Consider the following 16,013-nt stretch of genomic DNA (forward strand, 5'->3'; position numbering starts at 1 on the left):
CATCTAGATTGAGCATAGCGCCTGATCAAGATCGGCGATGATGTCTTCAACCTCTTCCAGGCCGACGGATAGCCGGATCAGGCCCTCGGTGATGCCCATCCGCCGCCGTTCCTCCGGCGGGGTTTTGAAGTTCATCATGCTGGCCGGGTGGGCGATCAGCGTATCGACGGTGCCCAGACTGACGGCCAGGGTACATAGCCTGACGCTGTTCATCACATGCACGGCAGCGTCGTAGCCTCCGTGCAACTCAAAAGAGAGCATGGCGCCATAGGCGTCCATCTGCGCTCTGGCCAGGTCATACTGGGGAAACGAGGTCAGGCCAGGATAGTTGACCTGCGCTACAGCCGGGTGTTGTTCCAGAAAGCGGGCCACCGCCAGGCCATTCTCGCAGTGGCGCGGCATGCGCAGGTGAAACGTTTTGAGGCCCAGGCCGGTTAGCCAGGCGTCCATCGGGCCAGCGACCGCGCCGTAGTTTGTTAGAATGGGCAGCAGTTTTTCGCGGTAGAGCGCCTCATGAGGCGTGACGATGGCGCCGCCAATGACTGTGCCATGGCCGGTCAGGTACTTGGTTGTGCTGTGCAGAACGATGTCCGCACCCATTTCCAGTGGGCGCTGAACATAAGGTGAAGCAAAGGTGTTGTCAACCACCACCAGCGCTCCTGCTGCGTGAGCGCGAGCAACTACTCCCCGGATGTCTGTCAGGGCCATAGTGGGATTGACGGGCGTTTCGATGTAGACGAAACGGGCATGAGGGTGCTGTTCCAGTGCAGCCTCTAATTCGTCCAGGCAGGGGCCATTGAATGTCACATGCTGGACACCCCGGCGGGCCATTTCCCTGGTGAAGAGGGTGTGCGTTGCGCCATAGAGGGCTACCTGACTGATCACTGTATCACCGGCGCTGGTGAGCGCGAGTAGTACGGTGCTGACGGCTCCCATGCCTGATCCGGTGAGCAAGGCATACGGCGGTTGGGGCAGTCGAATGCCCTCCAGCGCCGCAATGGTTCGGGCGGTCGCTTCTGCGTTGGGGTTGCCCAGACGCCCATAGATGTGGCCTTCTTCTTCCCCGCGCCACAGGGCCTGGCCATGAGCTACGCTGTCGAACAGATAGGTCGACGACTGGTAGATGGGCATGATGTGGGCGTGGGTTCGGTTGGTCTGGCGTTCCGTGCGAATCGCAACTGTGCCAAAATGTGGCCTGTCACTGATACTTCTGGGGTCGGTCATACGTTGTGGCTGCCTTTCCTGCTGAATCACTGCGTACAAGCATACCGCTGACAACAAGGAATGGGCAGGAAAACGAGGAAAACCGGGCGAATTGCCGGGGGCATTGAGAAGGTAGCCAGGGCTATGAGATCAATGCTCTACAGCAGGATGCGATCGATCGCGATGGTGAGTTGTTCCAGATTGCGTACCTGGTGCACTTCGTTGCAGTAGGGCAGGTACAACAGCATGTCGCTGTCATCGGTCCCCCACTGGGCCGGATATTCCGGATTCATCCAGATGGTTTTGCGGGCGCGGCGGCCAATGTTGCGGAATGTTTCCAGAGCGGGATCGTTGAAATTGTTGCGGGCGTCGCCCAGGATGATGAAGGTGGTGCGGCTATCGATTAGCGCCAGATGTTTGGCCTCGAACTGGCGCAGGCAGTAGCCCAGATCGGTGCTGTAGTAGCCGGGCGGCAAGGTAGTCAGCACTGCCTGCACGGCCTCATCCACGCGCAGAGTCGTCAGGTGCGGGGTAACGTCTTCAAGGTGATCGATGAAGGCGAAGCTGCGCATCTTCTGCACCTGATCCTGAAGCTCGTAGAGCAGCCGCAGGAAGAACTCGGCAACCGGTCGCATCGACGTACTCACATCCAGAATGACTACCAGCTTGGGTTTGCGGCGGCGCTGTTTTAGCCTGATCTCAAAAGGCACACCGCCATAGCTGAGGTTGGCCCGCAACGTTGATTTGGCGTCTAGCCGGCCCTGTTTCCCGCGTTTCTGGCGCAGGGCGGCGCGACTGCGCAGGCGGTTAGCCAGCCGTCGCACCTCGTCGCGCAGTAGGCGCATGGCGGCGCTGTCCAGCGAACTGAACGGGCGCTGAAGCAGGTCGGCGGCTTGCGGATGCCGGGTCATTCTAGCGCGTTGCTCAAGGGTTTGCTGTCCTGCGAATTGTTCCAGTTGTTGCTGGAGCGCGGCCTGGTTACGGGCCACCTGTTCCTGCAGGTGTTGGATGGTCTGCGGACTCATCCCCTGTTCAGCCAGTTGTTCCCAGAGGCGTTCCAGCAAAGCCTGAAGCTGGTCCCATCCCAGCAACTGCTGCAACCGCCGGGCGGCGCGGCGCACCTGGTACGGCGAACTGCTTTCATTCGCCTCAATGCCGGCCTGCTCTGACAGGCGCTGCAGGTCTTGCGGGGTCAACGGGCGGCCATTCAGCAGCCAGTCCAGCAGGCGTTGCAGGTCTTGAGCCAGTTGTTGCAGCAGTTCGTTGAGGGCTTGCTGCAACAACTGACGCTCATCAGCTGTGAGGTCAGCCTGCGGATCAATCAATGGCTCGTCCGGGCCAAAGTAGAGCGAGAAAAGCCTGTCGAATGTGGCGAAGGCCGCACTATCTTTGATCAGTGTGGCGCGCAGCACATCATAGAACACCCGCTGCTGCATGACACCGGTGCAAACGATGGCCTGCCAGGCATCCTGGCTTTCCGCGATGGAAATGCGCACGCCGGCCCCGCGCAGGGCCGCGATGAACCTAGCGATGCGTTCTTCCATTGTCGCTTCCTCCACCCAGCTTGAAGGCACGCCGCGCGCGAGCCATATCGGTTTCGTACTTGAGGAGGATAGTCAGGGTGGTTTCCAGCGTTTTCTGGTCAAGGCTGGTGGCGTTGAGCGCCACCAGCGCACGCGCCCAATCCAGCGTCTCGCTAACACTGGGGTTTTTCTTGAGATCAAGCTGGCGCAGGGCCTGCACCGCTTCAACCGCCTGCCGAGCCAGTTGTGGTGCCAGGTCGGGAACCTTGAGGCGGACGATTTCCAGCTCCTCCTGAATATCGGGGTAGCCAATGTAGAGGTACAGGCAGCGTCGCTTGAGGGCTTCGCTCAGCTCGCGGGTGTTGTTGCTGGTCAGGAAAACAGTGGGGCGGTGGCGGGCGACAATAGTACCCAGTTCGGGAATGCTCACCTGAAAGTCGCTCAGCACCTCCAGCAGGAACGCCTCAAACTCGGCATCGGCGCGGTCGATCTCGTCAATCAGCAGGACAGTTGGTGTATCGCTATTGATGGCCTGTAATAGAGGGCGGGGCAACAGGAAGCGTTCCGAGAAAAAGACGTCTTCCTCCGCCGCCAGACGATCCGCGGCCTCGGTCAACGACTGCGCATCCGCCAGGAGCGCGGAGAGCTTGTCGCGCAGGAGTTGCGTGTAGAGCATCTGCTTGGCGTATTCCCATTCGTACAGGGCCTTGCTCTCGTCCAGGCCTTCGTAGCATTGCAGACGCACTAACTGATGGCCGGTGACTGCCGCCCAGGCTTTACTCAGCTCGGTCTTGCCGACTCCCGCTGGGCCTTCCGCCAGGATAGGCTTGCCCAGCCTGGTGGCCAGGAAGATCACCGTAGCGATCTCATCTGTGGCGATGTACTGCTGTGCTGCCAGCGCCCGCCTGACTTCCTGCACGGTGTCGAACATGCCATTGTCTCCTGCTTAGAGGACAGACTTCACCTGTATTATGGCGACATTTCGAGAATTGGGTACGAAATATCCGGTTTTCTCAGGGGATGCTAATCTTGCAAGTCAGCGGGGTAGGCGATCACCGGCCGGGTGACATTCACGGCGACGCGCTCTCCCACGTCGAAGGTCTCGCCCGGCCCCAGGCGCACGATCAGGGGCTGGCCATTTTCCAGCTCGACGCCCAGGCGCTGGTCATGGCCGTAGAACTCACGCCAGGTGACGCGGGCGTGTATGCCCCCGTTGGAGGCGGGGCCAAGGTGCAGCGCTTCCGGACGGATCAGGATATCCACCGGGCCGGTCAACCGCTTCTGCAGGGGGAGGATGCCCAGCACGCAATCGACGACATCCCCGCGCGCCTCCCCGCCCAGGAAGTTCGATTCGCCCACAAAGGCGGCGACAGCCCGGTTGACTGGCTCATGATACAGAGTCTGTGGAGGTGCGACCTGAAGGATGCGCCCCTCCAGCATGACGGCGACTTCGTCAGCCAGACTGAGGGCTTCCTCCTGATCGTGGGTGACAAAAAGGCAGGTCGCCCGCGTACGTTTGAGGATGGCCCGTACTTCTGACCGAACCTGAGCACGCAGGGCGGTATCCAGGTTGGAGAAAGGTTCGTCCAGCAGCAGAACATCGGGTTGGGGGGCCAGGGCGCGGGCGAGCGCGACACGCTGCTGTTGCCCGCCGGATAGCTCGTGAGGCATCCGCGCTGCATATCCCTGCAGGCCGACCAGGTCGAGCATTTCCTGTACGCGGATATGCTTCTGCCGCCGGTTTCCCTGCAGGCCGAAGGCAATATTTTCCCCCACATTCAGGTGTTGGAACAGGGCATATTCCTGGAAGACCATGCCAACCCGGCGCTGTTCCGGAGGGACGACAACGCCTGCTCCAGCCACCGGGCGGCTGTTGAGCAGAATCTGGCCACCGTCAGGCTGATCGAATCCAGCGATCAGGCGGAGCAGCGTTGTTTTGCCGCAGCCGCTTGGCCCCAGGAGGGCGGTCAGTCGTCCCTGTTCGACTGCAAGGCTGACATCATCGAGCGCAGGCGTTGGACCGAATCGTTTGGTCAGGTGAAGGCATTCGACGGTGACGGGCATGAAGGGCTGAAGCACAAAGCTCCTAAAGGTGAAAGGCGTATCCGGCAGCGATCAACAATGCAGTCAACAGACCAAAGCCTATTTCCAGGAATCCGATAACTCTGGCAGGAACGTCCCGGTGGCGTTGCTGCAACACCCAAGCAGCCCGCAGTGTCAGGATACTGAGGGCGATGAAGGCCAGCCATGGCGTCAGGCCGGCGGCGGCCAGCGCAGCGACCAGCGCAACACCGGCCAGATGGCAGAGGATTGCTGCGGCTGGCCACGCCGGTTGGCCTTTGGACAGGCGCAGGCGGGCACGTACATACAGAATCGAAGGGATGGCGCGGGCTGTAAGCAGGAGGGTCAGCAGCAGCGCCGGTTGCAGCTGCCAGCCGCCGGCCAGCGCGATCATGGTCGCACTGGTAGCCAGCGCGACCGGCCCGGCCAGTTCTGGCAGCAGGTGGCGGCTCTGCCCGCGGAAGTCAAAGGCAAGCTGTAGCAGCCCCAGCGGTATGGCGATCAGCAGGGGAGCCAGGATGCCTGGCCCGGCGAGGGCGATCGCCAGCACCAGGCCAAGCAGGGCGATCAGGACGTAGGCAGCGGCAACCTGTTCGGCCAAGCGCGTCCGCGCGAAACGCCGCCCGCGTCGCCAGTCTGCGACTGCTAGCTTGAGCGGATGGCGGGCCAGGAACGCCCCGGCTGTGCCCAACGTGATGCCCAGGCCCGCGGCGGTAGGTGCGAGCAGCAGCCCAAGGATCAGTGGTTCCAGCAGGAAGCCCCAGCCGCCGTGCTCACTGGGGATGGCTACGGATTTCAGGCGTACAGGATTGGCTGGTAGGGTCTGGGTCGATGACATGCTTGCACACCTTGCTGATATCCGTGTCAGTTGCTGTGCTGCCAATGCCTCATCAGTCTATCCAGCTTCAGAGCCTCTGTCACGGGCCAGAATCAGGCTGAGCGCGAGCGCCGATGTGGCGATCAGCAGCAGGGCCGGTACTCCGACCTGACTCATCTGGGCCTCATTTTGTGCCGACCAGATCTGGGTGGTCAGAGTCTTGAAGCCGGTAGGAGCCAGCAACAGCGTGGCAGGCAGTTCTTTCGCCACGTTCAAAAACACCAGCGCCGCTCCGCCCAGTATGCCCGGTCGCACCAGCGGCAGGGTGACGCGCACGTTGACCTGCCAGCCGGGCAAACCTAGGCTGCGTCCGGCTTCTTCATAGCAAGGGTTGACCTGGGCCAGGGCGCTCTGGGTTGCACCGATGCTGAGCGGGAGGAAGCGAATCGCGTAGCCCAGGATGAGGATCGGGAAGGTCTGATACAGGCCGGGCAGATAGCTGGCGGCGAAGAACACCAGCGCCAGAGCGATCACCAGCCCCGGCAGGCTGTTACCCAGGTAAGCCAACCGCACCAGCCAGCTTCCCAGCGGTGACCATTGTTGCCGGGCCAGCAGCGCCAGCGGAAGGCCAGTCAGGCTCACCAGCACGGCAGTTACGGCGCTGATGACCGCTGTATTCGCGGCTGGCCGCGCCAGTGCGCTATAAAGCGGGTTGGCGCCGCTGTGAATAGCCTGAGCCGCCCAGCTGGCCAGGACGGCCAGCGGGGCGATTAGGCCCAATCCGATCAGGGCAGCCAGGAATACCAGAGCGGGAAACCGCCACCAACCAAGGCGAACCAGGGGCGGCTGGCGCAGTGTGCTGGAGCCTCCGGCGCGGTAGTTGCGCAGGGAGGATGCCAGGCGGCGCTCAAGGGTGATCAGCGTTAGCGCCAGCGCAACCAAAACCAGCGCCAGCACTGCAGCGCGGGTGCGGTCAAATGAACTGGTATACTGCTGGAAAATCGCCCTGGTGAAAGTGTTGTAGCGGAGCAGGGCCACAGCCCCGAAATCGCTCAGGGTATACAGGGCAGTGAAGAGCATCCCAGTGCCAATAGCCGGACGGAGCTGAGGCAGGGTGACACGCCAGAAGACCGACCAGCGGCTGTGACCAAGACTGCGCGCTGTTTCCTCCTGCGCAGGGTCCAGGCGCAGCAGGGCGGCGCGTACCGGCAGGAGGACATAGGGGTAGGTGAAGAGGGTAATCACCAGCCAGACTCCGGGGAAGCCGTAAATAGACGGTAGTTCCTGGATGCCCAGCGGGCTGAGCGCTTGCTGGATGACTCCACGCGGACCAAGGAGAGCGATATACGCGATGGCGCCAATGAAGGATGGAATCGCCAGGGGCAGCGGACCGCTGACCAGCCACAGTCTTCGCAGCGGGATATCGGTGCGAGTGGTCAACCAGGCGACCAGTAGGCCAAGCACAGTGGCGCTCAGCGCGACGGCTGCGGCCAGTTTGAGACTGTTGGCAAGCACGCCCAACATACGCCCGGACAACAGAAAGGCAATACTGTCGGTCCCTGCCTGGGTAGCCCGCAGGAACAGGTAGCCTAGCGGGAGCAGCGATAGACTGACTATGACCGCTGCAAAGATATGCAGGGGAGAGCGCAGGTCAGCCGCCCGCAGGCGGCGTTGAGCGGGGCTGTGCTCGCGCAGGCGGCGAGTCTGCTGGCGGATGGCATCAGTGTAATGCATATCAGGGGTCCTGATGTACTGTGCTCAGTTGCCGGGGAAAGCGAACAGGTTAATCACACTCCGGGCAGCCATCCGGTTACGGAAGAACGCCGGTCTCCGCCAGCATGTCCAGCGTTGTTTGCAGATCGGCCAGATCGCTCAGGTCGATTACTGGCGCTGCAATCAGGTTCAGCGGTGTCAGGCGCGGATCCGGATCGACGCCATCGACCAGCGGGTATTCATACGTGGCAGTGGCGAAGTATTGTTGTGCGCTACGGCCAAGCAGGTACAGGATCAGACGCTGGCTGAGACCGGGCTGATGAGTGGTGTTGACAATACCGACGCCGGCCACGTTAATCAGCGAACCAGCATCTCCCTCGGGGAAATAGTACAGCCTGACTGGCAGAGCTGGATTGACATCCAGGAAGGGGTACAGGTAGTAATGGTTGATCAGACCGGCGGCAATTTCCCCGTCAATCACTGCCTGAAGGACGGCGCGGTTATTGTCGTAGGCAACAGTTCTGTTAGCCTGCATGGCGGCCAGCCAGTTGCGCGTGGCGTCATCGCCCAGCAGGACGCGCAGGGCAGTGATGTGAGCCTGGAAGGAACCATTGGTTGGCGCCCAGCCGACCCGCCCGGCCCATGCCTCGCTGGCAAGGTCAAGGATCGAGGCTGGCAGGGTTGCCTCGTTGACCAGCGTGGTGTTATAGGCCAGCACACGCGCTCGACCTGACAGCCCGATCCACAGGTTCTGCGGTGAGCGATAGGCCGCCGGAACTCGTTCCAGAATATCGGATGGCAGCGGCAACAAGCGTCCGGCAGCCGCCAGGGCTCCCAGCGCACCGGCGTCCTGGGCGATGAAGAGATCAGCCGGGCTGTTTTCACCCTCCTCGAGGATGGTCGCTGCCATCTCTGCTGTTGAACCATAACGGACATCGACGGTAATGCCGGTTTCTGTGACAAACTGCTCCAGAAGCGGGGCAATGAGTCCCTCGCTACGACCGGAGTAGACGACCAGGTGTTCACTACTATCCTGGGCCAGCGAGGGCAGGGTGGCGGTTGCCAGCAGCGCCAGGGAGAGGATCAGCGCGGACTTACGGGACATCAGGCGCAAGAACATGGCGATCTCCTTGAGGTGTGCAGTGTGTTACCAGTTCCGGCAAGTGAGAATGGATCGCAATAACCATCGTCTCCATTCTATTGAGAATGGTTCTCAATAGCAATAGTGAGCCAGGGCACAAATGACATTTGTCATGGGCCGCGGTGATTATCGGGTTAGGGAGAGATGGACAGCAGCAGGGCGGCAGGAAGTCGACTGACGGTGCAGGTCTGTGATGGATAGTCAGGTAGAAGCCTGTTGTTCTGTTTCGCCGATTTTCTCGTTGAACCAGGCGATCAGGATTCGGAAGATATCGCTTTCGGTGATGATCCCGACTACGTGGCGTTGCTCGTCGACTACAGGCAGGCCGCCGATCTTGTGGTCATGCATGATCTGTGCGGCCTCCTTGATGGTGCTTTCGGGAAACACGGTCAGGGGGTCTCTTGTCATCACCTTCCGGATTTTGAGCCGGGAAAGCAAATAGTTGATTTCCCAGATATCCAGCGAAGTTGCCTGGGAAGGTTTGGCGGCCAGAATGTCGGACTGGGAAATGATGCCGATCAACACGCCGTGTTCGTCCACGACGGGCAGGCGGCGAATGCGCTTCTTGCGCATCAGGGCGGCGGCGTCGGGCAGGACCATGTCCGGCGGAACACAGATCACGTCAGTAGTCATCCAGTCCTTGACGAGCAGGTTTTTCATCGTGTCCCTTGCCCTTCTGTCGTGGTCAGGCATCAGCTCTCGCACCAGGATAGGCTACGGCAACACGCGCCACCGGTCGGCGCAGCGACAATGGTTTCTTAATCTCTATTGTCATTATGGATCGGAATCGGATGGCTGCAAGCTGTCGGGTGTTATAATCAGCCCCATTGCCGCTGCGACTGCCTGAAGGAGGTTTCATGGACGCCCATCTTTATGCCAGAACGTATCAGCAGCGCTCCCTGGAAGAACTGATTGCGCTGCTGCGCATCCCCAGCATCAGCACCCTGCCAGCCCACCAGGCCGATGTCCGTACCGCGGCAGACTGGCTTGTTGCTCATTTGAGGGGCATTGGTCTTGAGTCCCGGCTTTATGAGACTGCCGGGCACCCGATTGTCTATGCCCAGTGGCTGGGTGCCGGGGCTTCGCCAACAGTGCTGATCTACGGCCATTATGACGTTCAGCCGCCCGATCCCATTCAGGAGTGGCACACCCCGCCCTTTGAGCCAACGCTGCGGGATGGCCGCCTGTATGCTCGCGGCGCCTCGGATGACAAGGGCCAGCTCTTCGCTCACATCAAAGCGGTGGAAGCCCTGTTGCGGACTGAGGGACGCCTGCCCGTCAATGTCAAATTCATTATTGAAGGCGAAGAGGAAACCGGCTCACCTAACTTAGCGCCGTTTATCCGTGCGCATCAGGACTTGCTGGTGGCTGATGTGGTGTTGGTCTCTGATACACACTCTCGTTCGCTGGAGCAGCCGTCGATTGTGTATGCTCTGCGCGGCATGGCCTATATGGAGCTGGAGGTGAGGGGGCCAAAGCGTGACCTCCATTCCGGGACCTATGGCGGCGCAGTGCACAATCCGGCTCAGGCATTGTGTGAGTTGATTGCCCGGCTGCACAACGACAACGGCACAGTGACGGTGCCCGGCTTCTATGATCGCGTGCGTCCGCTCGATGAGGAGGAACGGGCAGCGCTCAACCAGGCGCCGTATACCGAAGCGGCGTTGAAGGCCGAGACCGGTGTACAGGCCGCCTGGGGTGAAGCCGAATACCGCCTCCACGAGCGTATCGGAGCGCGGCCAACGCTGGAGGTCAATGGTCTGGTGAGCGGCTGGACCGGCGAGGGAGCCAAGACCGTCCTGCCAGCGAAAGCACTAGCCAAGATCAGTTGCCGGCTGGTTGCTGATCAGGATCCGCAAGAGATCTACCACCTGGTACGGGATTACATCGCCCGGATCACACCGCCGACGGTCAGCACAGAGGTGCGGCTATTGCACTATGGATTGCCTGCCATCACTGATCGGCATTCACCAGCCGTACAGGCGGCGGTAGCTGCATACGAGGAGGGCTGGGGCGCGCGGCCCATCTTTACACGGGAAGGCGGTTCCATCCCGATCGTGGCTGAATTCCAGTCCAGCCTCAGAGCGCCGGTGGTGCTGATGGGATTTGGCCTGCCTGATGACGCTTTGCACGCGCCGAATGAGAAACTGACGCTGGAATGCTTCTGGCGCGGTATCGCCACATCGATCAGCTTTATCACTCGCGCAGCAGCATTGCCGGTCCGCGACTGATATCGGAGGGAACGGCTGTGCCCCATGCTGGCGGCGGGATCAGGCGGTAGACGGTGAAGTTATCCTGCTGTATGGCCACTTGAGGGGAAAAGCCGGCGTTACTCAGCGCGCGTAGCCATGGTGTGACAGGCGCCCAGGAAGGCGCGACGAAGTATCGCGGCTGAGGATCAGGCTGACGAAGCGCATCTGTTACCAGCGCCACAGGGGTAGGGTAATACGTCAGGCGCAGCCACATGTCAGGTGGGCGGCGCTGGCCGGTGTACCACCAGAGCAACCAGCCAATCCAGCGGTCATAGACGATTGTGCCGGGCGGGAGCGTGTTCAGGAAGGTCGCCGTCCGGACAATGCCGATGTGCTGGCTGCGGGTGGCTTCAAGGACGGGGCTGGTACGCGGCGTGGCAATCAAACTGGCGAGGATGATCAGCAGCACGATCGCGGTAGCAGGACGCAGGCGGGAATGCTGCAGGCGACTGCCGTAGACATCAGCGCTGCGGGCAAACAGGATGGCCGCCAGAGGAAGCACAGGATGCACGTAGCGGTCATACATGTTGAACGCCAGCAGCCAGTAGACCAGCAACCAGCCGAGACTGTACAGAATCAGGACAAGATCGACAGCGGCATGGTGATCGCGTGGCTTCCGGCGCAGCAGCATGGCCGTTCCCGTGATTGTGACGGTCAGGATGATCGGCCCGCCGAGCGCCTGGCTCAGGTGGTCCAGCCAGGTCAACAGGCGAGGGATGACTTCCTCCATGTTGACCAGACCTTGTGGAGCGTTGTTGGCCAGGCCAAGCGCCCACCAACCAGTTGTGGCTTGGCGCGCGGCGTCCCAGGCGAAGGGCAGGATGGCGATAGCCGCTGCAATGATTGCCAGCAGGCGTGTGGATGCCGGTTGACGATGCCGTCGGGCAACCAGCCCCAGGGTAACGATCAGGGGGAGGGCCTGCAGAGCCGACTGCTTGACCGTGAAGGCCAGCGCCGTAAAAAGCATTGTGGGTCCCCACTGCCTGCGGCCTGACGCCGCGCAGGCCAGCAGAACAAAAAGCGCCAGCAGTGGATCGACGAACACGCTCCCGGCAAGCGCCACGTCGAGTGGAGCGAGCGCCATTACTGTTACAGCCAGCGCCGCAATCCAGCGGCTCCGGTAGAGTCCCCACGCCAACGCCCAGAGGGCGGCCAGACTGAGCACGCTGGCGTAGAAAGTGGGCAAACGGGCTGCCCATTCGCTTGGATCGGTGAAGAGCTTGAAGCTCAACGCCGTGACAAAGAAGGCCAGCGGCGGTTTGTCCACAGGCAAGCCCAGCAGGTAGGGGTTGTTCTCGTGGCTGATCTGGCGGGCGAAGGTGGCATACAGCGCCTCGTCGACATCGAATGGCGCTGTAGTCCAGGGCAGGGGCGCCCGGAGCACCGCGCCCAGGAGGAGCAGGGCGACGGGAAGGGCAAAGTGGAACAAGGGGTTATGGCAGGGCCGTGCGGGCCGGCTCATCAGTCTACAAAGCGATAGCGCAGCAACGTCCACGCCGCCCGCGGCGCATCGTGCCACCTGATCTTCTTGCCCTCTTCCCATTCGCGGCCATTGTAGCTAATGGGCACTTCGTAGATGCGGTGGCCGCGTTTGAGGACCTTGGCCGTGATTTCTGGCTCAAATTCGAAGCCGCGCGCATGCAGCGGGATCTGCTGGACGATCTCCCGCCGGAAGACCTTGTAACAGGTCTCCATATCCGTCAGGATGGTATTGTAAAGGATGTTGGTCAGCAGCGTGAGCATACGGTTGGCGACCATATTCCAGAAGAACATGGCTTTGGTCGGCCCGCCGCGGAAACGCGAACCGTAGACAACTTTGGCGATACCTTCTTCGATGGGTCTGAGCAGCGATGGGTAGTCGCGGGGATCATATTCCAGGTCGGCATCCTGGATGAGTACAATGTCGCCCGTTGCCGCGGCAAAGCCTGTCCGCACGGCTGCGCCTTTGCCCTGGTTGTGAGAGTGCAGGATCACCCGTACAATAGGGTCGTTTTCAAACGTCTTGAGGATGTCACGTGTGCCATCCCGGGAGCCGTCGTCGACCACGATGATTTCAGTCGCCCGGTTGACAGCCTTGACGCGCCGGATGATCTCGGCAATGGTCGGCTTTTCGTTATAGCAGGGGATGATCACACTTAAGGTCAACGGCTGGGTTTCCACACCTGTCTCCCTGTGACGCGGACGGTTCAGGGCCGTCGATGCTGCCGATGGGGGCATTATAGCCAACGGCGCCCCGGCTGTCTAGCGCCGCTGGGGCTGTATGTACCTGGCACAAACAGTCAGAGGCATGCAGGCAGCACATCGTGAACAAGCCTGGAAAGGAAGGTGAGGGAAGAGACTGTATGATGCCTCCAAAAGCAAAATCAGACAGTTTGGGGGCGTTTATCAGTCTCCTGTATAATTATACCCGTCTCTGCCTTGATGCCCTATCTGCCATCAACAGGCCCAGACTTTACTTCCATACCTTAGTGCGCAGTGCCTTCGGGGATATCCTCGACGTGGTGTCGGGAGGCGAAGGCGTGTATTGTGTCTGAGCTGGTTCTGGCCCAGACAAAGGAGAGTAGTCTCACCATGTCCGCGATGAAAGGCATCGAACCTTTCGAGCAAGTCATGATCTTGATCGTGCTTGCGACAGCATTCATCGCCCTGGCCTACGCCTACTGGCTGGCGCGGCAAACTTTCGCTGCCGACAAAGGCAGCCAGGCGATGCAGCGCATCTGGGGGTACATCCGCGATGGCGCTAACGCCTATCTGCGGACCCAGATTCGCACCATTGTCCCGCTGATTGTCATCCTTGCAGTGGCAATGTTCTTTAGCGTGGCGTTGGTCAAGCCAACCGGTGAAGCTAATGAACTGTTCTGCCCGGCCCTTGTGGAAGAGGCCTTCGCCCAGGATATCTCCGCAAACACCAGTCTCAGCGCGGAAGAGGTTGTGGCGTTGCTGGCCGAGCCACACGCGACAGCCAAGCAGGTGGCTACAGAGGCGGGGTATAGCACGTTCAATCCGGAGCGGGTGGCCGGTGCGGTGGATTGCCAGAGCGCTGTGTGGGGAGTGGCCATTGGCCGTGCCCTGGCCTTTGCGATGGGCGCCAGCTTCTCTGCGGCGGTGGGCTTCATCGGCATGAACATGGCTGTTCAGGGCAATGTGCGCGTGGCCGCGGCTGCTAACCGCAGCTTCAAAGAAGCGTTGAAGATCGCCTATCGTTCAGGGACAATCACGGGCATGCTGACCGATGGCCTGGGGCTGTTTGGCGGCACGCTGATCTTCATCATCTTTGGCAAGGCAGCGCCTGACGTTCTGCTTGGCTTTGGCTTTGGTGGCACGCTGCTGGCGTTGTTCATGCGCGTTGGCGGCGGTATTTATACCAAGGCGGCTGATGTTGGCGCGGACCTGGTGGGCAAGGTCGAAGCGGGCATGGAGGAAGACGATCCTCGCAATGCTGCCGTGGTGGCTGACCTGGTCGGTGATAACGTCGGTGACTGCGCCGGTATGGCCGCGGACATCTTCGAGTCCTACGAAGTGACCATTGTGTCCAGCCTGATCCTGGGTCTGGCCCTGACCGCCATGACCGGCGAGTTGTTCTGGATCGTGCTGCCACTGCTGGTTCGCGGCATTGGCGTGATCAGCTCGATCGTGGGGACGTACGCGGTAGCGCTGTGGCGCGTAGACGACGCCGAAGAGGCGATGTATAAGAGCTACGAGATCTCCAGCGCGATCACGATCTTCTCTACGTTCACGCTGTCTGTGCTCTATGCTGGCTCGCGTGCACCTAGTGGAGACACCCTCGCTCACCTGTCGCTCGGTTCGCTGGTGGCGGTAGGGGTAGCGCTGGCTGTGATCTTTAACCCGCTGACCTCGCTGGCAACCAGCGCCAAGAGCAAGCGCGTGCAGAAGATCGCCAAAGCTACGGCCTTTGGCCCTGCGCTGGTGATCCTGGAGGGCATGTCCCTGGGGTACATGTCCAGTGTCTGGTCGGTCATTGTGATCGTCGCCGCGCTGAGCGCATCCATCCTGGTTTATAGCGTCAACTTCCCCAGCAACCTGTACCTGCCGGTGTTCCTGATCGGTGTGGCGCTCTCCGTCGTAGAGATTGTGCGTGGCTTCCGGCGCAATGATGTGGTTTCCGGTATCTTCCACGCGCTGTGGATCATGGTGGCGGCGCTCTTCCTGATCAGCATGCGCGTGCCAGTGGATCCGGGCACTGGTATGCCGGTGTCTTCAGGCCAGTTGTTCACGTACATCCTGTTCGGGGTGTCGTTGATCGGTGTGGGGATGCTGTCGCATACCGGCAACAATGTGAGTATGGATACATTCGGGCCAATCTCGGATAACGCCAACGGTATCGGCGAGCTTTCCGGTGAGGACTTCACGCCGGAATCACGGCAGATCATGGCCGACCTTGACGCTGCCGGGAATACCACCAAGGCCATTACCAAGGGTGTGGCCATTGGCTCGGCAGTGATCGCGGCGGTCTCCCTGTTCGGGTCATTCTTCACGGATATCGAGCGCGTGCTACCGCCGGACCGTGTGTTCGAGCGCGTCATCAATCTGGCCGATCCAACCGTGTTTGTAGGGCTGTTGATCGGCGGGGCGATGCCGTTGCTGTTTGGCAGCCTGCTGATCAAGGCTGTGAATCGCGCTGCTGGCTACATCATGGACGAAGTGCGCCGTCAGTTGCGCATCCCGGAGATCATGAGCGGCAAGCGCACGCCGGACTACTCCCAGGCGGTGACGATCTCGACGCGGGCAGCGCAGAAAGAACTGATTCCGCTGGGTGTGATTGCAATTGCGGCTCCAATTGTCGTTGGCTTGCTCCTCAAGGAGCAAGGGCTGGGTGGCTTCCTGGCAGGCGTGATCCTCTCCGGGCAGTTGCAGGCTGTGTTCATGGCGAACTCCGGTGGAGCCTGGGATAACGCCAAGAAGTACATCGAAGACGGTAACTTCGGCGGTAAGGGCACTGATAACCACAAGGCCAGTGTTGTTGGCGATACCGTCGGTGATCCACTCAAGGATACAGCTGGCCCGGCGCTCAACCCGATGATCAAGGTGATGAACCTGGTCGCGCTGATCATGGCTCCGCTGGTGGTGCAGTCCAGTGGCGGCGGCAGCGGCCTGACCGTTGGCGTTGCTGTGGTGGTGGGCGTTACCCTGATCCTGTGGGCGGTCCGCCGCAGTGACCGGGAAGAAGGTGGTGTGAGTTCTGAGGCGCTATCCCCGGAAACGATTGCCGCGAAGTAAACCAAGCCGGCTGCTTTAGCGCACAGTAGTCAAGCGTGAAGGGCGACTTCAATTCCTGAGAAGTC

General features: G+C 60.9%; 12 protein-coding genes. 2 read left to right on the forward strand and 10 right to left on the reverse strand.

The genetic code is table 11. The annotated features are described in order from the left end of the window. Positions 1-3 precede the first annotated feature (3 nt). From HPY64_00370 to HPY64_00405, 8 genes are all read right to left on the reverse strand, one after another. Positions 4-1,224, reverse strand: coding sequence for a PLP-dependent transferase (locus HPY64_00370; protein NPV65578.1), 1,221 nt, complete (start codon positions 1,222-1,224; stop codon positions 4-6). 137 nt (positions 1,225-1,361) lie between these two features. Next, positions 1,362-2,747 (reverse strand): VWA domain-containing protein, encoded by a 1,386-nt coding sequence (locus HPY64_00375; GenBank protein NPV65579.1) that lies wholly within the window; start codon positions 2,745-2,747, stop codon positions 1,362-1,364. Next, positions 2,728-3,657: a MoxR family ATPase gene (locus HPY64_00380; protein ID NPV65580.1), complete on the reverse strand. Its 930-nt coding sequence runs from the start codon at positions 3,655-3,657 to the stop codon at positions 2,728-2,730. Before HPY64_00380 ends, HPY64_00375 begins: the two co-directional genes overlap by 20 nt. Positions 3,658-3,749: 92 nt before the next feature. Continuing rightward, positions 3,750-4,790 carry an ABC transporter ATP-binding protein gene (locus HPY64_00385; GenBank protein ID NPV65581.1) on the reverse strand — a complete coding sequence of 347 codons (1,041 nt, stop codon included), beginning with the start codon at positions 4,788-4,790 and terminating at the stop codon, positions 3,750-3,752. Positions 4,791-4,812: 22 nt separating this feature from the next. Next, complete coding sequence (locus HPY64_00390) at positions 4,813-5,625, reverse strand: YwiC-like family protein (protein NPV65582.1); 813 nt, start codon at positions 5,623-5,625, stop codon at positions 4,813-4,815. A gap of 57 nt (positions 5,626-5,682) precedes the next feature. Further along, the gene (locus tag HPY64_00395; protein ID NPV65583.1) at positions 5,683-7,338 is read right to left on the reverse strand and encodes an iron ABC transporter permease; all 1,656 of its coding nucleotides are present in this window, start codon (positions 7,336-7,338) and stop codon (positions 5,683-5,685) included. Positions 7,339-7,414: 76 nt separating this feature from the next. Continuing rightward, positions 7,415-8,422: an iron ABC transporter substrate-binding protein gene (locus tag HPY64_00400; protein ID NPV65584.1), complete on the reverse strand. Its 1,008-nt coding sequence runs from the start codon at positions 8,420-8,422 to the stop codon at positions 7,415-7,417. Between the two features lie 237 nt (positions 8,423-8,659). After that, positions 8,660-9,151, reverse strand: a complete 492-nt coding sequence (locus HPY64_00405; protein NPV65585.1) for a CBS domain-containing protein — start codon at positions 9,149-9,151, stop codon at positions 8,660-8,662. Between the two features lie 164 nt (positions 9,152-9,315). Between HPY64_00405 and HPY64_00410 the strand changes: the two genes are divergently transcribed. Next, positions 9,316-10,689, forward strand: coding sequence for a dipeptidase (locus HPY64_00410; GenBank protein NPV65586.1), 1,374 nt, complete (start codon positions 9,316-9,318; stop codon positions 10,687-10,689). Here HPY64_00410 and HPY64_00415 read toward each other — a convergent pair. Next, positions 10,655-12,172 carry a hypothetical protein gene (locus tag HPY64_00415; GenBank protein ID NPV65587.1) on the reverse strand — a complete coding sequence of 506 codons (1,518 nt, stop codon included), beginning with the start codon at positions 12,170-12,172 and terminating at the stop codon, positions 10,655-10,657. The two genes, HPY64_00410 and HPY64_00415, sit on opposite strands and share 35 nt — an antisense overlap. Then, on the reverse strand, positions 12,172-12,927 hold the full coding sequence (locus tag HPY64_00420; protein NPV65588.1) for a glycosyltransferase family 2 protein: 756 nt from the start codon (positions 12,925-12,927) through the stop codon (positions 12,172-12,174). The genes HPY64_00415 and HPY64_00420 overlap by 1 nt, the downstream gene beginning before the upstream one ends. Before the next feature lie 393 nt (positions 12,928-13,320). Between HPY64_00420 and HPY64_00425 the strand changes: the two genes are divergently transcribed. Then, positions 13,321-15,948, forward strand: a complete 2,628-nt coding sequence (locus HPY64_00425; GenBank protein NPV65589.1) for a sodium-translocating pyrophosphatase — start codon at positions 13,321-13,323, stop codon at positions 15,946-15,948. Positions 15,949-16,013: the final 65 nt, after the last annotated feature.

The organism is Anaerolineae bacterium, assembly GCA_013178165.1.
Classification (GTDB): Bacteria; Chloroflexota; Anaerolineae; order Aggregatilineales; family Ch27; genus Ch27.